This is a genomic window from Pseudomonas paraveronii, assembly GCF_963681955.1.
GTDB classification, from domain to species: Bacteria; Pseudomonadota; Gammaproteobacteria; order Pseudomonadales; family Pseudomonadaceae; genus Aquipseudomonas; species Aquipseudomonas paraveronii.
Genome location: NZ_OY817130.1, coordinates 3,486,155 through 3,508,953, shown reverse-complemented (window position 1 = coordinate 3,508,953; position 22,799 = coordinate 3,486,155). Strand labels below are relative to the sequence as shown.

The 22,799-nt window shown below is 61.1% G+C and carries 21 protein-coding genes and 1 pseudogene; 8 read left to right on the top strand and 14 right to left on the bottom strand.

Translation table 11 applies throughout. The features are described 5' to 3' along the window. Window positions 1–27 precede the first annotated feature (27 nt). From U5A08_RS16105 to U5A08_RS16080, 6 genes are all read right to left on the bottom strand, one after another. Window positions 28–795 carry an SDR family oxidoreductase gene (locus U5A08_RS16105; RefSeq protein WP_253396334.1) on the bottom strand — a complete coding sequence of 256 codons (768 nt, stop codon included), beginning with the start codon at window positions 793–795 and terminating at the stop codon, window positions 28–30. Window positions 796–826: 31 nt separating this feature from the next. Continuing rightward, a complete protein-coding gene (locus tag U5A08_RS16100; protein WP_253396332.1) occupies window positions 827–1,894 on the bottom strand; it encodes a phosphotransferase family protein in 1,068 nt (355 codons plus the stop codon). A gap of 129 nt (window positions 1,895–2,023) precedes the next feature. Further along, window positions 2,024–2,977: a 2-hydroxyacid dehydrogenase gene (locus tag U5A08_RS16095; RefSeq protein WP_253396330.1), complete on the bottom strand. Its 954-nt coding sequence runs from the start codon at window positions 2,975–2,977 to the stop codon at window positions 2,024–2,026. Window positions 2,978–3,168: 191 nt separating this feature from the next. Next, window positions 3,169–3,600, bottom strand: a complete 432-nt coding sequence (locus tag U5A08_RS16090; RefSeq protein WP_321847406.1) for a hypothetical protein — start codon at window positions 3,598–3,600, stop codon at window positions 3,169–3,171. A gap of 89 nt (window positions 3,601–3,689) precedes the next feature. Then, on the bottom strand, window positions 3,690–4,190 hold the full coding sequence (locus tag U5A08_RS16085; protein WP_321847405.1) for a DUF4822 domain-containing protein: 501 nt from the start codon (window positions 4,188–4,190) through the stop codon (window positions 3,690–3,692). Between the two features lie 309 nt (window positions 4,191–4,499). Then, the gene (locus U5A08_RS16080; RefSeq protein ID WP_253396324.1) at window positions 4,500–5,024 is read right to left on the bottom strand and encodes a cysteine hydrolase family protein; all 525 of its coding nucleotides are present in this window, start codon (window positions 5,022–5,024) and stop codon (window positions 4,500–4,502) included. A gap of 486 nt (window positions 5,025–5,510) precedes the next feature. On the opposite strand from U5A08_RS16080, the gene U5A08_RS16075 reads away from it, so the two are divergent. After that, on the top strand, window positions 5,511–6,788 hold the full coding sequence (locus U5A08_RS16075; RefSeq protein WP_321847404.1) for a serine/threonine transporter: 1,278 nt from the start codon (window positions 5,511–5,513) through the stop codon (window positions 6,786–6,788). A 144-nt stretch (window positions 6,789–6,932) separates the two neighbouring features. After that, entirely contained in the window at window positions 6,933–8,585 is a 1,653-nt protein-coding gene (locus U5A08_RS16070) for a SulP family inorganic anion transporter (RefSeq protein WP_321847403.1), read from the top strand. Window positions 8,586–8,636: 51 nt separating this feature from the next. On the opposite strand, the gene acnB is transcribed toward U5A08_RS16070, so the two are convergent. Next, window positions 8,637–11,237: a bifunctional aconitate hydratase 2/2-methylisocitrate dehydratase gene (gene acnB / locus U5A08_RS16065; RefSeq protein ID WP_253400396.1), complete on the bottom strand. Its 2,601-nt coding sequence runs from the start codon at window positions 11,235–11,237 to the stop codon at window positions 8,637–8,639. Between the two features lie 396 nt (window positions 11,238–11,633). On the opposite strand from acnB, the gene U5A08_RS16060 reads away from it, so the two are divergent. Further along, entirely contained in the window at window positions 11,634–12,104 is a 471-nt protein-coding gene (locus tag U5A08_RS16060) for a DUF1289 domain-containing protein (RefSeq protein WP_247401612.1), read from the top strand. A gap of 3 nt (window positions 12,105–12,107) precedes the next feature. Here the strand turns inward: U5A08_RS16060 and U5A08_RS16055 are convergent, their stop codons facing one another. Beyond that, a complete protein-coding gene (locus tag U5A08_RS16055; protein ID WP_253396321.1) occupies window positions 12,108–12,971 on the bottom strand; it encodes a universal stress protein in 864 nt (287 codons plus the stop codon). 149 nt (window positions 12,972–13,120) lie between these two features. On the opposite strand from U5A08_RS16055, the gene U5A08_RS16050 reads away from it, so the two are divergent. The 3 genes from U5A08_RS16050 to U5A08_RS16040 all read left to right on the top strand — a co-directional run bounded on the left by U5A08_RS16050 (window position 13,121) and on the right by U5A08_RS16040 (window position 15,896). Further along, window positions 13,121–13,723: a MiaE family protein gene (locus U5A08_RS16050; RefSeq protein ID WP_321847402.1), complete on the top strand. Its 603-nt coding sequence runs from the start codon at window positions 13,121–13,123 to the stop codon at window positions 13,721–13,723. A gap of 187 nt (window positions 13,724–13,910) precedes the next feature. Further along, window positions 13,911–14,618: a winged helix-turn-helix domain-containing protein gene (locus U5A08_RS16045; RefSeq protein ID WP_247401615.1), complete on the top strand. Its 708-nt coding sequence runs from the start codon at window positions 13,911–13,913 to the stop codon at window positions 14,616–14,618. Next, window positions 14,619–15,896 carry an ATP-binding protein gene (locus tag U5A08_RS16040; RefSeq protein WP_253396318.1) on the top strand — a complete coding sequence of 426 codons (1,278 nt, stop codon included), beginning with the start codon at window positions 14,619–14,621 and terminating at the stop codon, window positions 15,894–15,896. A gap of 75 nt (window positions 15,897–15,971) precedes the next feature. Here U5A08_RS16040 and U5A08_RS16035 read toward each other — a convergent pair whose 3' ends face one another. The 3 genes and pseudogenes from U5A08_RS16035 to ampC all read right to left on the bottom strand — a co-directional run bounded on the left by U5A08_RS16035 (window position 15,972) and on the right by ampC (window position 17,850). Continuing rightward, window positions 15,972–16,460: a GFA family protein gene (locus U5A08_RS16035; protein WP_321847401.1), complete on the bottom strand. Its 489-nt coding sequence runs from the start codon at window positions 16,458–16,460 to the stop codon at window positions 15,972–15,974. 33 nt (window positions 16,461–16,493) lie between these two features. Beyond that, a pseudogene (locus U5A08_RS16030) lies at window positions 16,494–16,598 on the bottom strand (LysR family transcriptional regulator); the annotation flags it as partial. 100 nt (window positions 16,599–16,698) lie between these two features. Then, window positions 16,699–17,850, bottom strand: a complete 1,152-nt coding sequence (ampC, locus tag U5A08_RS16025) for a class C beta-lactamase (RefSeq protein ID WP_321847400.1) — start codon at window positions 17,848–17,850, stop codon at window positions 16,699–16,701. A gap of 128 nt (window positions 17,851–17,978) precedes the next feature. On the opposite strand from ampC, the gene U5A08_RS16020 reads away from it, so the two are divergent. After that, window positions 17,979–18,857: a LysR family transcriptional regulator gene (locus U5A08_RS16020; protein WP_321847399.1), complete on the top strand. Its 879-nt coding sequence runs from the start codon at window positions 17,979–17,981 to the stop codon at window positions 18,855–18,857. A gap of 64 nt (window positions 18,858–18,921) precedes the next feature. Here U5A08_RS16020 and yghX read toward each other — a convergent pair whose 3' ends face one another. The 3 genes from yghX to U5A08_RS16005 form a co-directional block, all read right to left on the bottom strand. Beyond that, window positions 18,922–19,809, bottom strand: coding sequence for a YghX family hydrolase (yghX, locus tag U5A08_RS16015; RefSeq protein ID WP_321847398.1), 888 nt, complete (start codon window positions 19,807–19,809; stop codon window positions 18,922–18,924). Window positions 19,810–19,853: 44 nt separating this feature from the next. Beyond that, window positions 19,854–20,348, bottom strand: coding sequence for a PaaI family thioesterase (locus U5A08_RS16010; protein ID WP_253396308.1), 495 nt, complete (start codon window positions 20,346–20,348; stop codon window positions 19,854–19,856). 81 nt (window positions 20,349–20,429) lie between these two features. Further along, the gene (locus U5A08_RS16005; RefSeq protein WP_321847397.1) at window positions 20,430–21,320 is read right to left on the bottom strand and encodes a DMT family transporter; all 891 of its coding nucleotides are present in this window, start codon (window positions 21,318–21,320) and stop codon (window positions 20,430–20,432) included. Window positions 21,321–21,410: 90 nt separating this feature from the next. On the opposite strand from U5A08_RS16005, the gene U5A08_RS16000 reads away from it, so the two are divergent. Then, window positions 21,411–22,736 (top strand): aminotransferase-like domain-containing protein, encoded by a 1,326-nt coding sequence (locus U5A08_RS16000; protein ID WP_321847396.1) that lies wholly within the window; start codon window positions 21,411–21,413, stop codon window positions 22,734–22,736. Window positions 22,737–22,799 lie beyond the last annotated feature (63 nt).

Here is a 22,799-nt window from a genome sequence, read left to right as displayed (position 1 = left end):
CACCTGGGGATTGTGCTGCTTAGGTGGTTAGGACAGGAAGCCACCGTCCACGTTCAGCGACACACCGGTGGTGTAGCTCGATGCATCGCTGGCCAGGTACAGCACCGCGCCGGCCATCTCGCTTGGGTCCGCCACGCGCTTGAGCGGGATCTGCGCCAGGGCCATTTTCAGGATCGCGTCGTTCTTCACCAGCGCCGAGGCGAACTTGGTGTCGGTCAGGCCCGGCAGCAAGGCGTTGCAGCGGATGCCGAATTCGGCGCATTCCTTGGCGAACACCTTGGTCATGTTGATCACGGCGGCCTTGGTTATCGAATAAATGCCTTGGAACACGCCCGGTGAGATGCCGTTGATCGAGGCCACGTTGATGATGCTGCCGCCACCGTTTTCGCGCATCAGCTTGCCGGCTTCCACCGACATGAAGAAGTAGCCGCGAATATTCACATCCACGGTTTTCTGGAAGGCGCCCAGGTCGGTGTCCAGCACGTTGCAGAATTGTGGGTTGGTCGCGGCATTGTTGACCAGGATGTCCAGGCGCCCAAACTGTTCGCGGATGCCGGCGAAGACCTGGGTGATCTGCTCCATTTCACCGATATGGCAGGCAACCGCAGTGGCCTTGCCGCCGTCGGCGATGATCGCATCCGCCACGTGCTGGCAGCCTTCCAGCTTGCGGCTGGAGACGATCACATGGGCGCCTTGCTGGGCCAGCAACTTGGCGATGGCCTCACCGATGCCACGGCTGGCGCCGGAGACAAAAGCGATCTTGCCGTCGAGGTCGAACAGGTTGGTCTTGGACATGGGGGTTCCTTGTGGGTCTTGGCTCGGTCGATCAGAGGGCGGATTTTCCGATGACATTCAGGCTCATCTGCTCCAGCAGCTTGTTCATCTGAATGAACTGCGCAAAGCGTTTGTCCTGGGTCTGGCCATGGAAAAAACGGTAGTAGATCTGCTGCACGATGCCGGCCAGGCGGAACAGGCCGTAGGTGTAGTAGAAGTCGAAATTGTCGATCTCAAGGCCGGCGCGCTCGGCGTAATAGTCGACGAACTGGCGGCGCGTGAGCATGCCGGGCGCGTTGCTCGGCTGGCGGCGCATCAGTTGCACGGGCGCCGGGTCGGCGGCTTCGATCCAGTAGGCGAGGGTGTTGCCCAGGTCCATCAGCGGGTCGCCGAGGGTGGTCAGTTCCCAATCCAGCACGCCGATGATCTGCATCGGGTTGTGCGGGTCGAGGATCACGTTGTCGAAGCGGTAGTCGTTATGCACGATGCTCGAGGTGGGATGGTCGGCCGGCATCTTGTCGTTGAGCCAGGCGCGCACGGCCTCCCAGCGCGGCGCGTCGGGGGTCAGGGCTTTTTCGTAGCGGTCACTCCAGCCGCGGATCTGGCGCGCCACGTAACCTTCGGGCTTGCCCAGGTCGGCCAGGCCGCAGGCGCTGTAGTCCACTTGGTGCAGTTCGACGAACTTGTCGATAAAGCTTTTGCACAGCGCTTCGGTCTTGCTCGCGTTCAGGCCCAGTTCGGCCGGCAGATCGGAGCGCAGGATGATGCCGTTGACGCGCTCCATCACATAGAACTCGGCGCCGATCACCGATTCATCGGTGCAATGCACGTAGGCCTTGGGGCAGTAGGGAAAGCCGTCTTTAAGTTGATTGAGAATGCGGAATTCGCGGCCCATGTCGTGGGCGGACTTGGCCTTGTGCCCGAACGGCGGGCGGCGCAGCACGAACTCCTGGCCCGGGTATTCCAGCAGGTAGGTCAGGTTGGACGCGCCGCCGGGGAACTGGCTGATCTTGACCGTGCCGCTCAGGCCCGGAATATGGGCCTTGAGGTAGGGATCGATCAGGCTGGCATCAAGTTCTTCGCCTGGGCGGATCTGGGTCGATTGGTCGTTCAGCGCCATGCTTATCCCTTCTGCTTATTCTAAAGGCCTCGGACTATTGGCTAATCTAATGCGCCCAGCCGCCCGGCCACAAGGTCGGGGCGGCTTAATAGGTTCGCGTGTTGGATGATGATCAGCGTGCCTGATCGGTCATTTTTCGGGCGGCGGCAAGGCGACCGGCGTCAGCACCGGACGACCGGCGAAGTACTCCAGCAGGTTGTCGGCCACCCGTTGCACCGTATCGTGGGCGGCTTCCGGCGACAGCCCGGCCACATGGGAGGTCAGCACGGTATTGCTCAGGCGCTTGAGGGCGTCGGGCACCTTGGGCTCGTCGTCGAACACATCCAGCGCCGCGCCGCCGATACGGCGCTGCTCCAGGGCGGCGATCAGGTCGGCGGTCACCACCACGCTGCCACGGCCGATATTCACCAGGTAGCCGTTCGGCCCCAACGCATCCAGGGCATGCCGATCGATCAAGTGGCGCGTGCTGGGGCCGCCGGGCGTGGCCAGGATCAGGAAGTCCGAGGTGCGCGCCAGCTCCACGGCGGTCGAGCAATAGGTGTAGTCCACGTCATCGCGCGGCTGGCGGTTGTGGTAGCTCACCTGCATGCCGAACCCGAGGGCGGCGCGCTTGGCGATCTCCAGTCCCACCGCGCCGAGCCCGAGAATCCCCAGTTGCTTGCCGCCCAGGGACGGGCGCATCACCTTGGGCCACTCGCCGTGGCGCACCGCCGCGTCTGTTTGTGGAATGCCGCGTACCAATGACAGCAACAAGGCCATGGCGTGGTCCGCCACCGACGGCGCGTTCACGCCGGCACCGTTGGTCACCACGATCCCGCGATTGCTCGCTGCCTGCAGGTCGACATGCTCATAGCCGGCACCGATCACGCAGATGATCTCCAGCAGCGGCAGCGCGGCGATTTCTTCGGCATACAGACCCAGTGGGCCACGCGTCAGTACGGCTTTGATCTGCCCACCATGGGCCTTGATGGCCTGTGCGCGTTCGGCGGGCGTTGGCGCCAGGATCACATGAAAGTCATTGCTTTCGATGATGGGCAGGTATTCGTTGATGGTTTCGACCAGAACCAGAACAGTGGCGGGCATGGGGCAGCTCTTGCTGTGGAGAGTGATGCCTGGATTATGCGGTTTTTTTGTAGTCCGAAATGCCTGGGGGTGAAAGATATTTCCCCGGCTGAAGGGGATCAAGGACGACCTTGGCTGAGGATGCACCAGGCATTTCGGCGAGACATGCAAGTGTCTACTTAGGTTGAAGACGCTGTGCATGCCCTCGGGTGTTACTGGGGTTGCCTCACCTTGTTGATTTCTGCCTGTGCGATTTCCCTGAAATCATAGGTCGGGAAAAACTCTGTTTTGTAGGAGCCCCACGCGCTGTTTTCCAATGCGAGGTTTACCGCCGACAGGCGTGAGGCGGGTAAGCGTAGGACGACCACCTGCCCGATACCCATGGTGATGTTCCAACTGACAACTTCTACCCCCTCCGGTGGAAAAACTTTATAAAACTCTTGTGTGGCGAGTTGGGCCCTCAGTTCGCTGAGTGGGCGTGATTGATCATGTTTGAGAAACACCGTCAGCATGATCGCATTGTCCGGCGTGGCGACAGGCGCTTTTGCGATAGGAGGGACTTTAGATTGCGCATTAACGCCGGCCGATATAAAGGTGGACAGCAATACGGTGGATATCAGTAATGACTTGAGTTGTGTTTTCATAAGTGGACATTTCTTTGTTGGTTTTGTTGTCGGGGTTATTCAGGGAATGGTTCAAGTGCCTGGCGGCATCGAGCTGATATTTGGATAACTCAGTGAGAGGTCACGGTTTTTATAGCGCCTTTGTAAGGTGCATGAACGACATAGATACGGACAGTCTCGTTGGTCTCGATCATGTCTAGGGGCACTTCCCGCGAATAGGTGAACTCCGCGTTATTCAGTGTCTCCAGCCGCCGCACGACGGTCCTGATCGGGCCTTTGTCAGGCACCAGGATATGGTTTTTTTGATCGCCCGTGACAAGGAAGTAACCGCCGCCGCCATGGTCATACTTTGATTGCCCGGTGTCGGCGTAGAAAAACTCATAGCGATTGCGCATGGGGTCCCACATGGATATACCCACCACGCCTGGATACTTGTCTTTGACGTCAACTTCCGGGTGGCCTTCTATATAAACTTTAGTGGTCAGCCATTGGGGGGATGAGGCCAACGCCTGGACATCGGCTTTGGTATTCATTGACTGCCCATGACTGGCCAGGGGCGAGAGAAACCCAATCAAAAAAAAGCCTGTAAGGATCATTTTGTATTTATGCATGAAATAATTCCTGGTCCAGGGTGTGTGAGGTGTTTTTATCGTTATTATTTATAGATTGTAATGTTTGGTGCGGCGGTGGATAAAATATAGGCGTGATGAGGCGGTGTTTCAATGCGGTGGAAAATGTTGTAACAAATTCGCTGTTGATTGCGTTAAGGGCTTTTCAAATATTTTGAATTAATAAAATAAAGGTGGGTTGGTTGCGATTGCACGGTCTATAAAAACCGTCGGGCAATTTTAAGGTTATGTTTAATGTTACAGGCGTGTGAAGTGGGACGAGCAAGCTCGGTCCCACAGTATTTACTGTTGTCAGAAACTGACCTCGGCCGCTCTCACACGTTGCGCAAACGCTCCGGCCAATGTGGCATTGTGATGTTCGATGATCGCCGCCGCCGACAGCGTTGCGGTGTCCATGCAGGTATGACCATCTTCGGGCAGGATCACCGAGAACCCCAGTTCTACTGCTACGCGGCAAGTGGTATCGATACAGAACTGGGTTTTCATCCCGACAATCACCAGTTCATTGACCTGTGTCGCGCGCAGTCGCTGCGCCAGATCGGTACCGAGGAAACAACTGGGGCGGGTTTTATTGAAGAACTGGTCACGAGCCTCATCGACATCCAGTGCGTGCCACACCTGCCAATACGGGCTGCCCGCTGCAATCGGTGAGCCCGCCGGGCCAGTGTGACGGGCGACGAAGATCGGTGCGCCGGCTGTGCGGGCGCGACGGATCAGTTGGTTAATGGTCTCCAGCACGCGCTCGCGTTCGAAGGGTTGGTCCGGGCCATCGTACAAACCGGTTTGCATATCGATGATCAACAGGGCGTCAGCCATGGTGTTGCTCCTTGCGTGTGCCAGATGGAGGCGCAATAAAAAGGCCCCGTCCATTGCTGGCGGGGCCTTGGGTTGAATCTGTGAGGTGTCTAGTTCAAGCCCCCACGGCAACCGCACGACCCGCCGGAAGCGGTCGTTGTGGTGGTGCGGGTGAGGCGTAGCTGAAATAGGTTCATAGGCCGATCATGCTGGGCATGCGTTTGACAGTCAACAGTCGCAGGTATTCTCTTACAAGGCATAACGATGTTTCGGTCACTCATGACGGATTCATCTGATACGCCACTGCCCCTGATGCGCTCCACGCTGAGCGCGCCAAAAATAGCCGAAAACCTCGCTCTTGAGCCTCTGCACCGCTTAACCGTTCCTCAGCTAAGCCTTTGCTTATTCAAAAGAATCCCGGACAATCGCGCCCCTGTTATGGTTGGGGCGCTGCCTGTCAGGTTTTTCTGACTCGTCCCTGCTGTGGAAATGCGGAGATCCGATCGGATGAATGATCAGGCCAATAGCGTCGACGAACGCTATGTCACGACACCTGTAATCCTTACAAGCTGGAGCCGTCAGGACACCACCTGGATGCTTGGGCTATTCGGCACGGCGATTGGTGCTGGCACTTTGTTTCTACCTATCAACGCCGGCCTTGGCGGCTTCTGGCCGTTGGTGATCCTGGCGCTGCTGGCCTTCCCGATGACGTTTTTTGCCCACCGTGGCTTGACGCGTTTTGTGCTGTCCGGTCGTGAAGGTTCCGACATCACCGACGTGGTCGAAGAGCACTTCGGCGTCAAGGCCGGTGCGCTGATCACCTTGCTGTACTTCTTTGCGATCTTCCCGATCCTGCTGATCTACAGCGTGGCGCTGACCAACACCGTCGGCAGCTTCATGGAGCACCAGTTGCACATCATGCCGCCGCCACGGGCGATCCTGGCATTTGTGCTGATCCTCGGCCTGCTGGCCGTGGTGCGTTGCGGTGAGCAGGCGATCGTCAAGGCGATGAGCTTGATGGTGTATCCGTTCATCGTCGCCTTGCTGTTTCTGGCGGTGTACCTGATCCCCCACTGGAATGGTGGCATCCTCAGCACCGCCAGCGTGGTCCCGGCGCCTTCGGCGTTGCTCAGCACCTTGTGGCTGGCGATTCCGGTGATGGTGTTCTCGTTCAACCATTCGCCGATTATCTCGGCCTTTGCCGTGGACCAGAAGCGTCAGTACGGCGCGAACGCCGATGAGCGCAGCTCGCAGATCCTGTCGCGCGCGCATCTGTTGATGGTGGTGATGGTGCTGTTCTTCGTGTTCAGTTGCGTGCTGACCCTGTCGCCAGCGCAATTGGCCGAAGCGAAAGCACAGAACCTGTCGATCCTGTCGTACCTGGCCAACCACTTCGACAACCCGACCATCGCCTTCGCCGCGCCGTTGATTGCATTCGTGGCAATTGCGAAGTCGTTCCTGGGCCACTACATCGGCGCCAGCGAAGGCCTCAAGGGCCTGGTCGCGAAAACCGGCCGCCGCCCGACACCGAAGAGCCTGGACCGCATGACCGCCGCCTTCATGCTGCTGGTGTGCTGGATTGTCGCTACGCTTAACCCGAGCATCCTTGGCATGATCGAGACGTTGGGCGGGCCGATCATTGCATCGATCCTGTTCCTGATGCCGATGTACGCGATCCGCAAGGTGCCGGCGATGGCCAAGTACCGTGGGCAGGCGTCCAATGTGTTTGTCACGGCGGTCGGCCTGGTGGCGATTACCGCGTTGATTTACTCGCTGATGTCCTGACAGCGCGCTGCACCAACCAGGGCTGATTCGCAGACATGGCGGATCAGCCCTTTTTTACGCTCGTAAAACCTGACGCGGCGCAACCGCCGCACGGCAATGGGCGCTAAGCTGGAGCACTTTTTTAGCCAGGATGGGTGGGGCCGATTGAACACTGAAACCGATGCGCCCGTTGTCGCTGCGTCGAAGCGTACCCAGGACATACTCGCCGGCTTATCGATTGCCGGTTTACTGCTGCCGGAGGCAGTGGCCTATTCCAGCATTGCCGCGCTGCCGCCCCAGGCCGGTGTGATTGCCTTGTTTGCCGGGCTGGTGTGCTACGGCCTGTTCGGCACCAGCCGCTTCGCGATTGTCTCGGCTACCTCGTCGTCGGCGGCGGTGTTGGCGGCGGCAACGGCCAGCCTGGCGGGTGATGATCCGGCGCTGAGGCTGTCCCTGGCTTTCGGGCTGGTGTTGATCATTGGCGTGTTTTTTCTCTTGGCCGGGTTGTTCAAGCTCGGTGGTGTCACCTCTTTTATCGCCAAGCCGGTGTTGCGCGGGTTTGCCTTCGGCCTGGCGCTGACCATCATCCTCAAGCAACTGGCCGGTGTGGTGGGTGTTCACCTGACCGATAACAACCTGATCCGCTTCCTGCCGCAGTTGCTGGAGCAACTGCCGCACTGGAACTGGCCCGCCGCCATGGTGGCCGCGATGGCATTGCTGGTGTTGTGGCTATGCGACCGCGTTCCGCGCCTGCCCGGCGGGTTGGTGGTGATAGTGCTGGGCATTGTTGCCGGCCAGAGCCTGAACCTACAGGCCCAGGGCGTGGCGCTGATCGGCCTGATTGACCTGCGCCTGGAGCTGGGGCATTTGCCGGTGCTGCCGTTTGCCGATTGGCTGCGCCTGGGCGAGTTGGCGTTTGCGCTGGTCATGATTTTGTATGCAGAGTCCTACGGCTCGATCAGTTCGTTCGCCCTTAAACATGGCGACCGGGTGTCGTCCAACCGCGATTTGCTGGCGCTGGGGGCGGCTAACCTGGTGTCCGGTTTGTTCCACGGCATGCCGACGGGCGCCGGGTATTCGGCGACCTCGGCGAACGAGGCGGCTGGCGCCTATTCGCGTTGGGCGGGGATTGTCGCGGCGCTGGTGATCCTGGCGATTGTGTTGACGGTGCTGCCGTATGTTGCGCTCACGCCGGAGCCGGTGTTGGCGGCGGTGGTGATTTATGCCCTGGGCCGCGGTTTGAGCTTGCAGCCCCTGGGGCGTTACTTCCTGTGGCGGCGCGACCGTTTGCTGGCGGTGTGCGCGGTGGCGGCCGTGCTGGTGCTCGGTGTGCTGGATGGCTTGTTATTGTCGGTCGCGATCAGCGTGGTGTTGATGTTGCGCCAGATGTCGGCAGCCGATATCCAGGTGCTTGGGCGGCTGGGCGACACTCATGACTTCGTGGACCGCCTACACCATGCCGATGCGCTGACCATCCCCGGCGTATTGATCATACGGCCGAGCGAAGCGCTGTTTTTCGCGAATGCCGAGCGCATCCTCGGCGCTGCCCTGCGCTTGATACGCCAGTCATCCGCGCAGATGGTGGTGTTGAGCCTGGAAGAGTCCCACGACCTCGACGGCACCAGCGTCGAAGCGCTGGCCGCGTTTTTTGCCCAGGTACGCGCACAGGGCAAGCAACTGGTGCTGGCACGGGTGCGACATGATGCCCATGAAGTATTGCAGATGCTGCCCGAGGCGCAGGCGCCAGAGGTTTTGCTCAGCGGCTTGAGCGTTGATGGGGCGGTGCAACTGGCGCTGCGGGCCCATCCACAGGCATAAAAAAACGCCGCGTATCTTGCGATACGCGGCGTCCTTTACATCAACACACCCTTAGGCTTGCAGCACCGGGATGTTGGCGTTTGCAGCGCTTTCACGGAACTCGGCGATCTGATCGAAACTCAGGTAGCGATACACATCGCTGGCCATGGTGTTGATCTTCGCGGCGTATTCCATGTACTCCTCGACGGTCGGCAGGCGACCCAGGATCGAAGCCACCGACGCCAGCTCGGCCGAAGCCAGGTAGACGTTGGCGCCATCGCCCAGACGGTTCGGGAAGTTACGGGTCGAAGTCGACACAACGGTCGAATTCGGCTCTACACGTGCCTGGTTACCCATGCATAGCGAGCAGCCCGGCATTTCCATGCGCGCGCCAGCCTTGCCGTAGATGCCGTAGTAGCCTTCTTCGGTCAGTTGGTGAGCGTCCATCTTGGTCGGCGGCGACAGCCACAGACGGGTTGGTAGCTGACCCTTGACCTGATCCAGCAGTTTACCGGCAGCGCGGAAGTGACCGATGTTGGTCATGCACGAACCGATGAACACTTCGTCGATCTTCTCGCCAGCAACGCTGGACAGCAGACGGGCGTCGTCCGGATCGTTTGGCGCGCAGAGCACAGGCTCCTTGATGTCGGCCAGGTCGATCTCGATGATTTCGGCGTATTCCGCGTCGGCATCGGCCACCATCAGCTCCGGGTTGGCAACCCAGGCTTCCATCGCTTGGGCGCGACGTTCCAGGGTGCGTGCATCGCCGTAGCCTTCGCCGATCATCCAGCGCAGCAGGGTGATGTTGGAGTTCAGGTACTCGGTGATCGACTCTTTCGACAGCTTGATGGTGCAACCGGCAGCCGAACGTTCAGCCGAGGCGTCGGACAGCTCGAAGGCTTGTTCGATGCTCAGGTTGTCCAGGCCTTCGATTTCCAGGATGCGGCCGGAGAAGGCGTTCTTCTTGCCTTTCTTCTCTACGGTCAGCAGGCCAGCCTGGATCGCGTAGTAAGGAATGGCATGAACCAGGTCACGCAGGGTGATGCCAGGTTGCATTTTGCCTTTGAAGCGCACCAGGATCGATTCCGGCATGTCCAGTGGCATTACGCCAGTGGCTGCGGCGAACGCTACCAGGCCGGAACCGGCCGGGAACGAGATGCCCATCGGGAAACGGGTGTGGGAGTCACCACCGGTGCCGACGGTGTCCGGCAGCAGCATGCGGTTCAGCCAGCTGTGGATGATGCCGTCGCCTGGGCGCAGCGACACGCCGCCACGGGTCATGATGAAGTCAGGCAGGGTGTGGTGGGTGGTCACGTCGATCGGCTTAGGGTAAGCCGCGGTGTGGCAGAACGACTGCATCACCAGATCGGTCGAGAAGCCCAGGCACGCCAGGTCTTTCAGTTCGTCACGGGTCATAGGACCGGTGGTGTCCTGGGAACCCACGGTGGTCATCTTAGGCTCGCAGTAGGTGCCTGGACGAACGCCAGCCACGCCGCATGCCTTGCCGACCATCTTCTGCGCCAGGGTGAAACCCTTGGTGCTTTCGGCCGGAGCTTCCGGCTTCTTGAACAGGTCGGACGGTGGCAGGCCGAGTTCGGCACGCGCCTTCTCGGTCAGGCCACGGCCGATGATCAGCGGGATACGGCCGCCGGCGCGGACTTCGTCCAACAGCACCGGAGTCTTCATTTCGAAGGTGGTCAGGACTTCATCGGTACCGTGCTTGCAGACTTTGCCAGCATGCGGGTACAGGTCGATCACGTCGCCCATGTTCATGTTGGTGACGTCGAACTCGATCGGCAGTGCGCCAGCATCTTCCATGGTGTTGTAGAAGATCGGAGCGATCTTGCTGCCGAAGCAGAAACCACCGGCGCGCTTGTTCGGCACGTAAGGAACGTCGTCGCCGAAGAACCACAGTACGGAGTTGGTTGCCGATTTACGCGACGAGCCGGTACCGACCACGTCACCGACGTAGGCGATCGGGAAGCCTTGGCCGCGCATTTCTTCGATCTGCTTCATCGGGCCGGTTTTGCCTTGCTCGTCCGGCACGATACCGTCGCGAGCCATTTTCAGCATGGCCAGGGCGTGCAGCGGGATGTCAGGGCGGGACCAGGCGTCCGGCGCAGGCGACAAGTCGTCGGTGTTGGTTTCGCCAGAGACCTTGAACACGCGCAGGCTGATCTTGTCGGCCAGGGTCGGACGGTTCTTGAACCACTCGCCGTCGGCCCAGGACTGGATCACGCCTTTGGCGTGTGCGTTGCCGGCCTTGGCTTTTTCAGCCACGTCGTGGAACGCATCGAACATCAGCAGGGTGTGCTTGAGTTGAGCGGCGGCGACAGGTGCCAGTTCGGCGTTGTCGAGCAGCTCGACCAGGGTCACGATGTTGTAGCCGCCTTGCATGGTGCCAAGCAGTTCAACGGCGCGTTTCTTGTCGATCAGGGGAGAAGTGGCTTCGCCCTTGGCCAGGGCAGACAGGAAACCGGCTTTGACGTAGGCTGCTTCGTCAACACCTGGTGGAATGCGGTTGGTGATCAGGTCAACGAGGAATTCTTCTTCGCCAGCCGGAGGATTTTTCAGCAGCTCAACCAGGCCTGCGGTTTGTTCGGCATTAAGCGGCTGGGGAACAATACCCAGGGCTGCACGCTCTTCGATATGTTTGCGATACGCTTCAAGCACAGTTATTACCCTCATCAGTGGTCCCACGGGACGCTCATCCAGAAATGAACGGCACGCACGCGCTCGGGGGCCTTTTGGGCCGCAAAGCCTGCGCTGCCGACATTCCTCACAGAAGCTGCTTTCAAAGTTTTACGCCTGCAGAACGGAGCTGATGAGGGTTGGCGCTGGCTTGACCTGCGGGGTCATTGACCATCGCCAATACCGTTCTGAAGGATCGACTGTGCTCGTGACGCTTTGAAAACAGCTTCCAGCGGATTATTGGCGCCTTATAAGGCCGGTTGATTCTACGGCAAATAATTTCTAAAGGTAAGTTGCCAAGCCAAGTTTGCGGGGTGATGAACCTTAGACAAAGGGCTAACATGGTGCACTGTTTCGCTGATTTGCGTGTTGCCACCCATGTCCAACCACACCATCAAGACCCCCTGCGTAGGCCTGTGCTCCACGGTTTACGGTGACCTCGTGTGTCGCGGATGCAAGCGCTTCCACCACGAAGTGATCCAGTGGAATGGCTATAACGAAGAGGAAAAACGCGCGGTCTGGCTACGGCTCGAGCAACTGCTGGTGCAGGTCATGGCCGGCAAGCTGGAGGTTTTCGACCCCAAGACCCTGCGCGGCCAACTGGAACAACGCAAGATTCGCTTTGTACCGCACCAGTCAGAGTACTGCTGGGCGTACCAGTTGATCGCTCGCGGGGCGCGGGTGATTTCCAACCTGGAGGCCTATGGCATGGTGCTGCTGCCGGAGTTTCGCGAGTGGAGCCTGCCGGAGCTGCGCGATGCCATCGACCGTGAGTTTTTTATCCTGTCCGAGGCGCATTACCAGCGCTATATCGCGCCGGGGTTTCTCAAGGATGTGTTGGGGGCCTGACGATCAGGCCTGGTTGGCCAGCTTTTCCAGCTGATCCGTCAGTGTCTGCGGCTTGAGCACCAGCACATCGCTTTCCAGTGCATCCAGCACCACTTCCGCCGTATTGCCGATCAGCGCCCCGGTCAGCCCGGTGCGCGCCACGGTGCCGATGATCGTCACTGCCGCTTTCAATGTGTAGGCGGTATGGGGAATCAGCACATCCGCCGGGCCTTCTTCGATATGCAGGTGGGCGTCGTCTATATCAAATTCGGTCTGGAATGCCGTGCACTGCTTGCGATAGCGCGCCTCGATGGTTTCCTTGAGCTGAAACACCGGGTCGCCGGCCGAGAGCATCGGCGATGGATGGGCACTGATTACATGCAGTGAGGCCTTAGACAGGCTGGCGATGTCGAAGCCGTAGTCGACGATCATGTGGTGCAGCGCGCGGTGTTCGGCGTCGGTATTGCCCACATCGATGGCTGCAAGAATGACGCCGCCGCTCCATGGGGTTGCCGTCTTGACCAGCAGGACCGGCGCAGGGCAGTAGCGCAACAGCTTCCAGTCCGCCGGGGTCAGCAGCGCCTTTTTCAGTGGGCTGTCGGCGTAGTGCTGCTTGATCACCAGGCCACAGCCTTCGGCCTGCTGCACGTCGATGATGGTTTCATGCAGGCTGTTACTCCACGCCTGTTCGGTCGTGACGTTGTAGCCGTCTTCCGTCAGGCCGGACTTGAGCAGACTCAACAGCGCTGAATGCTCACGCTTTTTGTCGCACACCAGTAGGTGCAGATGCGCGCCGGTGGCCCCGGCGATCAGTTTGGCGCGCTTGAGGGCCAGGCTTTCCGAATGCTCGGGCTCAAGGACCACCAGGATGCTGCGGATGGCTTGCATGGTCGGGACTCTCCAGAAAGGGGGCGTTGAGCAACTATAGTTGCTGCCCGCCAGACGTCATGTTGATACACATCAAGGCCAGTGGCTGGTGGTCTGCGGCGCGGTCGGTATAATCGGCGGCCTATTGTGATCCTTTGCCCGTGAGCCCGATGAACCTGCCCGAAATCCACGAATTCCTCGGCTGCCCCACCCCTGGCGCCTGGGTCCAGGCCGCACTGGCCGATCAGGAAACCCTGTTGATCGACCATAAAAACTGTGAATTCAAGGCCGCCAGCACCGCCTTGAGCCTGATCGCTAAGTATCACAGCCATGTTGACTTGATCAATATGATGTCGCGCCTGGCACGCGAAGAACTGGTCCACCACGAACAGGTCATGCGCCTGATGAAGAAGCGCAAGGTCGAGCTGCGCCAGTTGCACGCCGGGCGTTATGCCTCGGGGTTGCGCAAGGTGGTGCGCACCCATGAACCGGTCAAACTGGTTGACACCCTGGTGGTTGGCGCCTTTATCGAGGCGCGCAGTTGCGAGCGTTTCGAGGCCCTGGTGCCGCATTTGGACGAAGAACTCGGCAAGTTCTACTTCGGCCTGCTGAAAAGCGAGGCGCGGCACTACCAGGGTTACTTGAAGCTGGCGTACCAGTACGGCGAGGCCAAGGACGTTGCCCTGGTGATCGAGCGGGTGAGGGCGGCCGAGCAGGCGCTGATCGAGTCGCCGGACGTCGAGTTCCGCTTTCACAGTGGCGTACCGGCCTGAGGCGACGGCGACGCCAGGTCATCCTTGCGCATAGTGCTGCCTGTAATGGCGTTAAAAATTGCAGGCTATTTGTTAAAAACTCTTAAAAGCATGAAGTTTCATCGCGCGTGGCCGACCAAGCGCTGCTGCCGGACAGCTTGCCTTCTATACTGCGCGCACTTCAATCTGCGTCGCACACTGAGAGCTTATGGAAAACCTGGGTCTGGGCAAGGTCCTGCTCGTTGAGGATGATGAGAAGCTGGCAGGGCTGGTCGCGCACTTTCTGGCACAGCACGGTTTTGAAGTGCGGGTGGTGCATCGCGGCGATGCAGCCTTGGCGGCCTTCCTCGATTTCAAGCCAAAGATTGTCGTGCTCGACCTGATGCTGCCCGGCCAGAGTGGCCTGCATGTGTGTCGCGAGATTCGCACGGTGTCCGACACGCCGATCGTGATCCTCACCGCCAAGGAAGACGACCTGGACCACATTCTCGGCCTGGAGTCCGGCGCCGATGACTACGTGATCAAACCGATCAAACCGCCGGTGTTGCTGGCCCGCCTGCGTGCGTTGCAACGTCGCCAGGCGCCGGAGCCGACGGTACGCGGGGCCATCGAGTTCGGGCGGCTGGCGATTGACCGCAGTTGCCGGGTGGTCAGCCTGGGCGGCGAGAAGATCGACCTCACCACCATGGAATTCGAGCTGCTGTGGTTGCTTGCCAGCAGCGCCGGCAAGATCCTCTCCCGCGATGACATCCTCAACCGTATGCGCGGCATCGCCTTTGACGGCCTGAACCGCAGCGTCGACGTGTACATCAGCAAACTGCGCGGCAAGCTCAACGACAACCCCCGTGAACCGGTGTGCATCAAGACCATCTGGGGCAAGGGCTATCTGTTCAATCCGTTTGCGTGGGAGGTCTAGATGCTGCGCCTGTTTCTACGCCTGTATGTGATTCTGGCCCTGGGCCTGGCGGGCGCGATCTGGCTGGTCAACTACACGTTCGACGAGTTGCTGCCCGAAGCCAACGAAACCTATAACCGCGAAGCCCTGCGTGGCCCGGCCTACGGCCTGGTCGAGCAATTGCGGCCGCTGCTCGGCGAAGCGCGGCAAGCTCGGCTGGCCGAGTTGCAACCCCACTATGGGTTGCCTTTGAAACTGGTGGAAAAGGACGCCCTGGCACTGACCGAGCGCGAACAAAAACTCCTGGGCGACGGCTTGCTGGTGGTGCGCGGGGACTTCAAGGAGTTCCTCGCCCGTATCGACGCGGGCCCGCAGTTGCTGGAAATAAAACTGCCTGAGGAACCCAAGTGGCTGTACCTGTGGGCCTACGGTTTTCTCGGGTTGTGCCTGGCTCTTGTGCTGTACTTTTGGGTACGCCCGCACTGGCGCGACCTTGAACACATCCGCCTGGCCGCCCAACGCTTCGGCGACAACGACCTCTGCTCGCGCATCCTGTTGCCACGTCGCTCCACCGTGCGCGAACTGGCCGGGCATTTCAACCAGATGGCCGAACGCATCGAAAGCCTGATTGCCAACCAGCGTGAGTTGACCAACGCGGTCTCACATGAACTGCGCACGCCTATCGCGCGCTTGTCGTTCGAGCTCGACCAGCTCAAACAACAGGCCGATCCCCGGCAGAGCCGTGCACTGATCGCCGACATGTACGCCGACCTTTGCGAGTTGGAGGAAATGGTCTCTGAACTGTTGACCTACGCCAGCCTGGAGCGCGGCGCCACCCAGGTCACGCGGGAGGCTATCGAGGCTCACAGTTGGCTCGACAGCGTGATCGGCAGCGTCGCCCTGGAGGCTGAGGCGGAAGGCGTGCAGTTGTCCTTGCGCAGGTGTGAGGTCGACGTTATCCAGATCGAACCGCGCTTCATGGCGCGCGCGGTGATCAACCTGCTGCGTAACGCCATTCGTTACGCCGACCGCCGGGTAGAAGTGTCGCTGGTCAAGTTCGGCAGCGGTTATGAGGTGCGGGTCTGCGACGACGGCCCGGGCATACCCGAGGAGGGCCGGGCGAAGATCTTCCAGCCGTTCATACGCCTCGACGCCAGCCGTGACCGCCGCACCGGCGGCTTCGGCCTGGGCCTGGCGCTGGTGCAGCGGGTCAGCCAATGGCATGGCGGGCAGGTGCTAGTGCAAGACTCCGAGTGGGGCGGGGCGTCGTTTCGGATGAGCTGGGCGTATGACGCTTGACGCTCTGGAATGCGAGGGCGATCAACGCTGGGCGCAACGGTAAAATCGCGCCTGCGAGTCTGCCGTCACGGACGGTTAACGGCTAAGCCCCAACCGTTCATGCCACTGCGCGATCGACTCCTGCGGGTATTCATCGAACTGCAGGTCGCCCTTGCGCACGCTGACTTCGACCCAGGGCGCCTTGGAGCCGAGCATCAGGTGCGTGTGTTGCGGCGGCACCGGCAATGGCGTGTCGATGGCCGAGGCAAAGGGATGGATCAGCTCCGGCCACTCCGGGCTGAACAGCCATAGCGCGCTGCCGCATTGTGAGCAGAAATGCCGCTCGGCGCTGCTGGCATGGGCGCGGCTGGCACCCTCGGGCTTGAGCCGGGCGTGGTAGATCGAGATCAGCTTGCGCCCGCGCACCTTCAGGCTGTTGCTGTCGCCCGCCAGGTTGATTGCGTAACCGCCGCCGCCCTGGGTCTTGCGGCAAATCGAGCAATAGCAGCGCTGGTAAGGGTAGGGATGGGCACTGGTCAGACTGAACGTCACGGCGCCGCAATGGCAGGAACCTTCGAGTTGCATGGGCAGTCTCCTCTGGCAAGGTGACTCTGGAGTCTAGGCGCTTTGCAGCATTAAGGTCGCGATCAGGGCGTGAAGGGTCCCCGGCAGCGCTTCCAGCTCGCGCAACAGGATGCTGCGCTCGCGAATCGCCCACGGCTTAAGTTCATTGATGCTGAAATGCAGCACCTGCAAGCCTGCGGCTTGCGCCGGTCGGCGATGGCCGCCGGTGGAGGGCGCGCTCGGCGCCCTGGTTCAGGCTTCAGTTATCCAGCGCGCTCAAGATCGCATGGGCAACCTTGATCCGCTCGGCATTTGGATAGTTCTTGTTCGCCAGGATCACCACGCCCATGTCCTTGCTCGGCACATACGCCACATAGGCTCCAAAGCCCCCGGTTGAGCCGGTTTTGTTGTACAGCACGTTGGCCGGTTGCGCTTGCGGTGTCGCCAGCCAATGGGGGCGGTGGGGTTCCATTGCCATCGGTGTCGAGTTGCCGTCAATCAGCGCTTGCAGGGCGATGGGGTAGGGGTAGTACTCCCAACCCAGGCCTTGGGTCATGCCGTTCACGGTGTAATAGCCGGTGTGGGTGCTGGCGATGGCCTGTTGCAGCGGCTTTTCCAGGGTTTGCGGGTGCATGTTGGCGATCACATAGCGTGCCAGGTCGTGAGTGCTGGTCTTGATGCCGTAGGCTTCGCTGTCCAGTGCGCCGGGGCTTACGCGAACGGGCTTGTGGTGTTTATCGTAGCCTTGAGCGTATTGGCCTGACTGCTCGGCGGGCACGCTGACGTAGGTGTTGCTCAGGCCCAGTTTGGGCAGCAGGGTTTTCTCCATGGCGACATTGAAGGGCTGGCCCAGGCTTTGCGCCGCGAGGTAGCCAAACAGGCCGATGCTCGGGTTGGAATAGAGGCGTTGCGCGCCTGGGGCGTAGGTGGGTTTCCAGTGCTGGAAGTAGCCGAGCATGGCGTCGGCACTGTCGGCCGCGTCCGGAAACTGCAGCGGCAGGCCGCCGGGGGTGTAGGTCGCCAGTTGCAGCAGGCTGATCTGGTCAAAGGCGCTGCCGGCCAGCGCGGGCCAGTATTGGCTGGCCTGGTCCGACAGCTTGAGCTTGCCGGTAGCCTGGGCGTAACCCCCCAGGGTCGCGGTGAACGTTTTGCTCACCGAGCCGATTTCAAACAAGGTGTTTTCGCTGACTGGTCGCTGGGCTTCCTTCGATGCCGTACCGTAGTTAAAGTATTGCACCTTGCCGTTTTGCACCACCGCCACCGCGAGGCCGGGAATGGCCTGCTGCTGCATCAACGGTTTGACGCTGGCGTCTACCACGGCCTGCAGGTCGGCGGCCAGGCATTGGCCGGCGCCGAGAAGTATCGCCAGCGCCGTTAAATGACGCACTCCAAACAAGGGTTGTCGGGGCATGATATCGCTTCCATGAATGTGATCGATTGAATGAAGAGCCTGCGCGGGCGTGGCAACGTTAGACAGTTCGCCGGGCCTGGGCAAACGATGTTATCTCGCACCAGCCATTAGAATAATTAGGGTCAAGCATGCTGCGTTCCCATCTGCCCCTCAACGCGCTACGCGCATTTGAGGCTTCCGCCCGGCATCTGAGTTTTACTCGGGCCGCCATCGAGTTGTGCGTCACCCAGGCAGCGGTCAGCCATCAGGTCAAGAGCCTGGAGGCGCAACTGAACGTCACCCTGTTCAAGCGCCTGCCGCGTGGCCTGATGCTGACCCGCGAAGGCGAGACGTTGTTGCCGGTGGTGCGCGAATCCTTCGACCGTATTGCCCATACCCTGGGCCAGTTCGAAGGCGGGCATTACCGCGAAGTGCTCACCGTCGGCGCGGTCGGCACCTTTGCGGTGGGCTGGCTGTTGCCGCGCCTGCCGGACTTTCAGCGCCGCTACCCGTTTATCGATCTGCGCCTGTCGACCCACAACAACCGCGTCGATGTTGCCGCCGAAGGCCTGGACTACGCGATCCGTTTCGGCGCCGGGGCCTGGCATGGCACCGACGCCTGCCAATTGCTCGAAGCACCGCTGACGGCGCTCTGTGTGCCGCCAATCGCCGAGCAATTACATACGCCGGCCGACCTGTTGAAACATACGCTGCTGCGCTCCTATCGCGCCGATGAATGGAGCCTGTGGTTCCAGGCCGCCGGGCTGCCTGCCGACACCCTGGTGTCGCGCAGCATCGTGTTCGACTCGTCACTGGCGATGATGGAAGCGGCCTTGCAGGGCGTCGGTGTGGCGTTGGCCCCCGCGCTGATGTTCTCGCGACAACTGGAAAGTGATGCGATCCGGCAGCCCTTCAACGTCGGCATCAGCACCGGCAGTTACTGGTTGACGCGCTTGCAGTCACGCGCCGAAACCTCGGCGATGCTGGCGTTCAAGGGGTGGCTGTCGGAGGTGGCGGCGCAGGGTTGAGATTTTTATCAGGAGACAAAATGAAAGACTTGTCGCCGGCTAACCTCCACGCATTCAAAGGCAGTCAGGTCAGGTATTGGTTGAACCACCCCAGTGTGCGCTGCCACGCCAGGTTCGCTGCGGCCTCGTCATAGCGTGGCGTCGAGTCGTTATGAAAACCGTGGTTGGCGCCCTTGTAGATAAACGCTTCATAGCGGGTGCCTGCTGCCTTCAAGGCCTTCTCATAGGCCGGCCAGCCTTCGTTGATCCGCGTATCCAGCTCGCCGTAATGCAGCATGATCGGCGCCTTGATGCGCGGCACGTCCTTGTCCTGCGGCTGACGCCCGTAAAACGACACGGCGGCGCCCAGTTCCGGGTAGGCCACGGCCGCCGCATTGGCCACGCCGCCGCCATAGCAGAAGCCGATAATCCCGACTTTGCCGGTGCTGCTGTCGTGGTGCATCAGCCACTCGATGGCGGCGAAGAAGTCGTTCATCAGCTTGGTCGGGTCGACCTTTTGTTGCAGCTCTACGCCTTTTTCGTCGTTGCCGGGGTAGCCACCCAGCGATGTCAGGCCATCCGGCGCGAGCGCAATGAAGCCGGCCTTGGCCAAGCGCCGGGCGACGTCTTCGATATAGGGGTTGAGCCCACGATTTTCATGCACCACGACCACCGCCGGCACTTTGCCGGTGGCCTTGGCCGGGCGTACCAAGTAGCCGCGCACTGTGCCGTTGCCCTTGGGCGAGGGGTAGGTGATGTAGTCGGCGACGATGTCCGGGTCGGTGAATTTCACTTGCTCGGCCAAGGCGTAGTTGGGGCTCAGCGCGGCGAGCAGCGCCGACGCAGTCAGCCCGCCAAAGGTGAACAATGCGGCGCGGTCGAGAAATTGGCGGCGGTTGATCTTGCCGTGGGCGTAGCCGTCGTAGAGCTCCAGCAGTTCGGGGGCAAAGTCTTTGGCGGTGAGACGAGTCATCGGTGCTGTCCTCGATTAGCGGTGCCAGTCAATGTAGACCAGGATCACTCATTGCGACCGTGGGCGGCAGCGGCCAATTGCCCGGTATCGACGCGCACGAACACCGAATCGCCGATCGCCGTGAGTACATCGCCGGCATACACCTCGCAGACCACACGACTTTTGCGCCCCACATCGCCCTCGACCCGGGCACGCAAGGTCAGCATGACGCCCAGGGGCGTGGGCTTGATGAATTTGATCCCGAGATGGCCGGTCACGCAGTCGATACGCGGCAGGCTGCCGGGTTCACGTTGTTCGGCGCGGTAGTGGTAGGCCATGGCGGTCCAGTTCGAGTGGCAGTCCACCAGCATGGCGATCAGGCCACCGTAGACCAGATCCGGCCAGCCGCTGTATTTCGCTTCCGGTTGGTGCTCGGCGACCACATGAACGCCATCGGCATCCCAACGGCTCTTGATATGCAGGCCGTGGGGGTTGCTGCCGCCGCAGCCGTAGCAGATGCCTTCGGGGGCGGTGGTGTCTTGCAGTGAAGGGGTGTGCATGCCAAGTCCTTATTGTTCTGGAGTGACTCTCCTGTTTAACAGGACACGCGCCGGATGGGAATAATGCCATCGCAGCAGACGCTAGCGCGCAAACCGCTTGGCCCCGGCCACGCAGCCGATCACCGCGACCGTCACCAACACCATGCCCAGGCTGACCTGCTCATGCAGCAGGCCCGCCGCCAGCGCCAGGCCGAAGAACGGTTGCAGTAGCTGCAACTGGCCGACCGCGGCGATGCCGCCCTGCGCCAGCCCGCGGTACCAGAACACAAACCCGATCAACATGCTGAACAGCGCCACATAGCCCAGGCTCAGCCATGCCGGCAGGCTGATGCCGGTGAAGGTCGGCGGCGCGAGCATCAGGCTCAACGGCAGCGCCACCGGCAACGACACCACCAGCGCCCAGCAGATCACTTGCCAGCCGCCCAGGCTGCGCGACTGCTTGGCGCCCTCGGCATAGCCCAGGCCGCACACCAGCACCGCCAACAGCATCAGCAGGTCACTGGCCGGGGCGGCGCTCAGGCCCTGGGCGATGGCATAGCCCATCACCAGCGCACTGCCCAGGATCGAAAACAGCCAGAACACCGGGCGTGGCCGCTCGCCGCCGCGCAGTACGCCGAAGACTGCGGTGGCCAGCGGTAGCAGACCGATGAATACGATGGAGTGCGCGGAGGTCACATATTGCAGGGCCAGCGCCGTCAGCAAGGGAAAACCGATGACCACGCCAAGGGCAACGATGGCCAGGGGCATCCATTGCGCGCGCGCTGGGCGCTTTTCCTTGAATAACCACAATAGGCACAGTGCCAGCCCGCCGGCCAGGGTGGCGCGCAGCAGGGTGAGGAACACCGGCTCGAATTCCATCACCGCCAGGCGCGTCGCCGGCAGCGAACCGCTGAAAATCACCACGCCGATAAAACCATTGATCCAGCCCTGGGTGCTGTTGGCCAGGGGATTGAGCGGTGAGGTCTGTTCCATGAAGATGGCCCGAAAAAGGAGAAGTTGCGTGCGGGCCATGCTAGGCATGAAGATTAAGACAATCAAAAAATTGTCATGGATACATCGCCGATGCCCCGCGCCCGTTACAAAACCCTGGTCGACACCTTTGCCGAGGACATCCGCAGCGGCAGGCTATCGCCCGGCGCCCGCCTGCCCACCCATCGACAACTGGCCGCGCGCCATGGCCTGGCGCTGGTCACCGCCAGCCGGGTGTATGCCGAGCTGGCGGCCATGGGCTTGGTCAGTGGTGAGACCGGTCGCGGCACTTTCGTGCGCGAGATTTCCCTGCCGCCGGGGCAGGGCAGTGGGCAGATGAGCGTGGCGCCGGGCATGCTGGATCTGAATTTCAACTACCCGTCATTGCCGGGTCAGGCCGATCTGCTGCGCACGGCGTTGCGTCAACTGGCGCTGTCGGGGGATCTGGAGGCGTTGTTGCGCTACCAGCCCCATGCCGGGCGCCAGCATGAGCGTGCGGCGGTGGCGCGCCATCTGCTGAGTCGAGGGCTGACGGTCGAGGCCGACCAAGTGCTGGTGGTCAGCGGCGCGCAACATGGGTTGGCCGTGACGCTGATGGCGCTGCTCAAACCGGGGGATGTAATCGCCGTCGACGCGTTGACGTATTCGGGGTTCAAGGTGCTGGCGGAGACCCTGCACCTGGAAATGCTGCCGATCGCAGTCACCGCCAGCGGCCCGGACCTCGATCATCTGCACAGCCTGTGTCGCCAGCGTCCGGTGCGTGCGGTGTACAGCATGCCGACCCTGCATAACCCGCTGGGCTGGGTAATGGGCCTGGAGCAGCGCGAACAGCTGGTGGCCATCGCCCGTCAGCACAATCTGATGATCATCGAGGACGCCGCCTACGCGTTTCTGGCAGAACATGCGCCACCGCCTTTGGCGACACTCGCACCGGAACGCACGGTGTATGTCGGCGGCCTTTCCAAAAGCGTCGCCACCGGCCTGCGGGTCGGCTTTGTGTCAGCCCCGGCGGCTTGGGTGAAGGCTCTGGAGCGCAGCATCATGGCCACGACCTGGAATGTGCCGGGGGTGATGAGCGCGATTGCAGTGGCCTGGCTCGACGACGGCACGGTCGCCCAGTTGGAAGCACAAAAACGCCAGGATGCCCAGGCGAGGCAGGCATTGGCGGCGCAGGTGCTGAAGGGGCTGGCGTACATCAGCCATCCCTCGTCGTATTTTCTCTGGTTACCCTTGGAGGAGGATGCCCGCGCCGATCAGATCGCAATGACCTTGCAGCGCGAAAATGTCGCCGTGTCCACCGCCGAACCGTTTGCCGTCGGCGCACATGTGCCCCATGCACTGCGCCTGGCGCTGGGTTCGGTGGGCATGACGGCGCTGCACGAGGCGTTGGTGGCGGTACGCAAGGTGGTGGCGTGGTGACGCTATCCGGTACTTCCTGCATAACTGGCACATCGCTATGCTACGGCGAAAACAACAAACCGC

Excerpts from the sequence above, each read along its gene's own strand:
- U5A08_RS16055 (WP_253396321.1), bottom strand. The coding sequence starts at position 12,971 with ATGCAAGCCATCCGCAGCATCCTGGTGGTCCTTGAGCCCGAGCATTCG.
- U5A08_RS16035 (WP_321847401.1), bottom strand. The coding sequence starts at position 16,460 with ATGCAACTCGAAGGTTCCTGCCATTGCGGCGCCGTGACGTTCAGTCTG.
- U5A08_RS16045 (WP_247401615.1), top strand. The coding sequence starts at position 13,911 with ATGGAAAACCTGGGTCTGGGCAAGGTCCTGCTCGTTGAGGATGATGAG.
- U5A08_RS16050 (WP_321847402.1), top strand. The coding sequence starts at position 13,121 with ATGAACCTGCCCGAAATCCACGAATTCCTCGGCTGCCCCACCCCTGGC.
- U5A08_RS16085 (WP_321847405.1), bottom strand. The coding sequence starts at position 4,190 with ATGCATAAATACAAAATGATCCTTACAGGCTTTTTTTTGATTGGGTTT.
- U5A08_RS16105 (WP_253396334.1), bottom strand. The coding sequence starts at position 795 with ATGTCCAAGACCAACCTGTTCGACCTCGACGGCAAGATCGCTTTTGTC.
- U5A08_RS16000 (WP_321847396.1), top strand. The coding sequence starts at position 21,411 with ATGCCCCGCGCCCGTTACAAAACCCTGGTCGACACCTTTGCCGAGGAC.
- U5A08_RS16020 (WP_321847399.1), top strand. The coding sequence starts at position 17,979 with ATGCTGCGTTCCCATCTGCCCCTCAACGCGCTACGCGCATTTGAGGCT.
- U5A08_RS16075 (WP_321847404.1), top strand. The coding sequence starts at position 5,511 with ATGAATGATCAGGCCAATAGCGTCGACGAACGCTATGTCACGACACCT.
- U5A08_RS16040 (WP_253396318.1), top strand. The coding sequence starts at position 14,619 with ATGCTGCGCCTGTTTCTACGCCTGTATGTGATTCTGGCCCTGGGCCTG.
- U5A08_RS16095 (WP_253396330.1), bottom strand. The coding sequence starts at position 2,977 with ATGCCCGCCACTGTTCTGGTTCTGGTCGAAACCATCAACGAATACCTG.
- ampC (WP_321847400.1), bottom strand. The coding sequence starts at position 17,850 with ATGCCCCGACAACCCTTGTTTGGAGTGCGTCATTTAACGGCGCTGGCG.
- U5A08_RS16010 (WP_253396308.1), bottom strand. The coding sequence starts at position 20,348 with ATGCACACCCCTTCACTGCAAGACACCACCGCCCCCGAAGGCATCTGC.
- U5A08_RS16080 (WP_253396324.1), bottom strand. The coding sequence starts at position 5,024 with ATGGCTGACGCCCTGTTGATCATCGATATGCAAACCGGTTTGTACGAT.
- U5A08_RS16100 (WP_253396332.1), bottom strand. The coding sequence starts at position 1,894 with ATGGCGCTGAACGACCAATCGACCCAGATCCGCCCAGGCGAAGAACTT.
- U5A08_RS16005 (WP_321847397.1), bottom strand. The coding sequence starts at position 21,320 with ATGGAACAGACCTCACCGCTCAATCCCCTGGCCAACAGCACCCAGGGC.
- yghX (WP_321847398.1), bottom strand. The coding sequence starts at position 19,809 with ATGACTCGTCTCACCGCCAAAGACTTTGCCCCCGAACTGCTGGAGCTC.
- U5A08_RS16060 (WP_247401612.1), top strand. The coding sequence starts at position 11,634 with ATGTCCAACCACACCATCAAGACCCCCTGCGTAGGCCTGTGCTCCACG.
- U5A08_RS16090 (WP_321847406.1), bottom strand. The coding sequence starts at position 3,600 with ATGAAAACACAACTCAAGTCATTACTGATATCCACCGTATTGCTGTCC.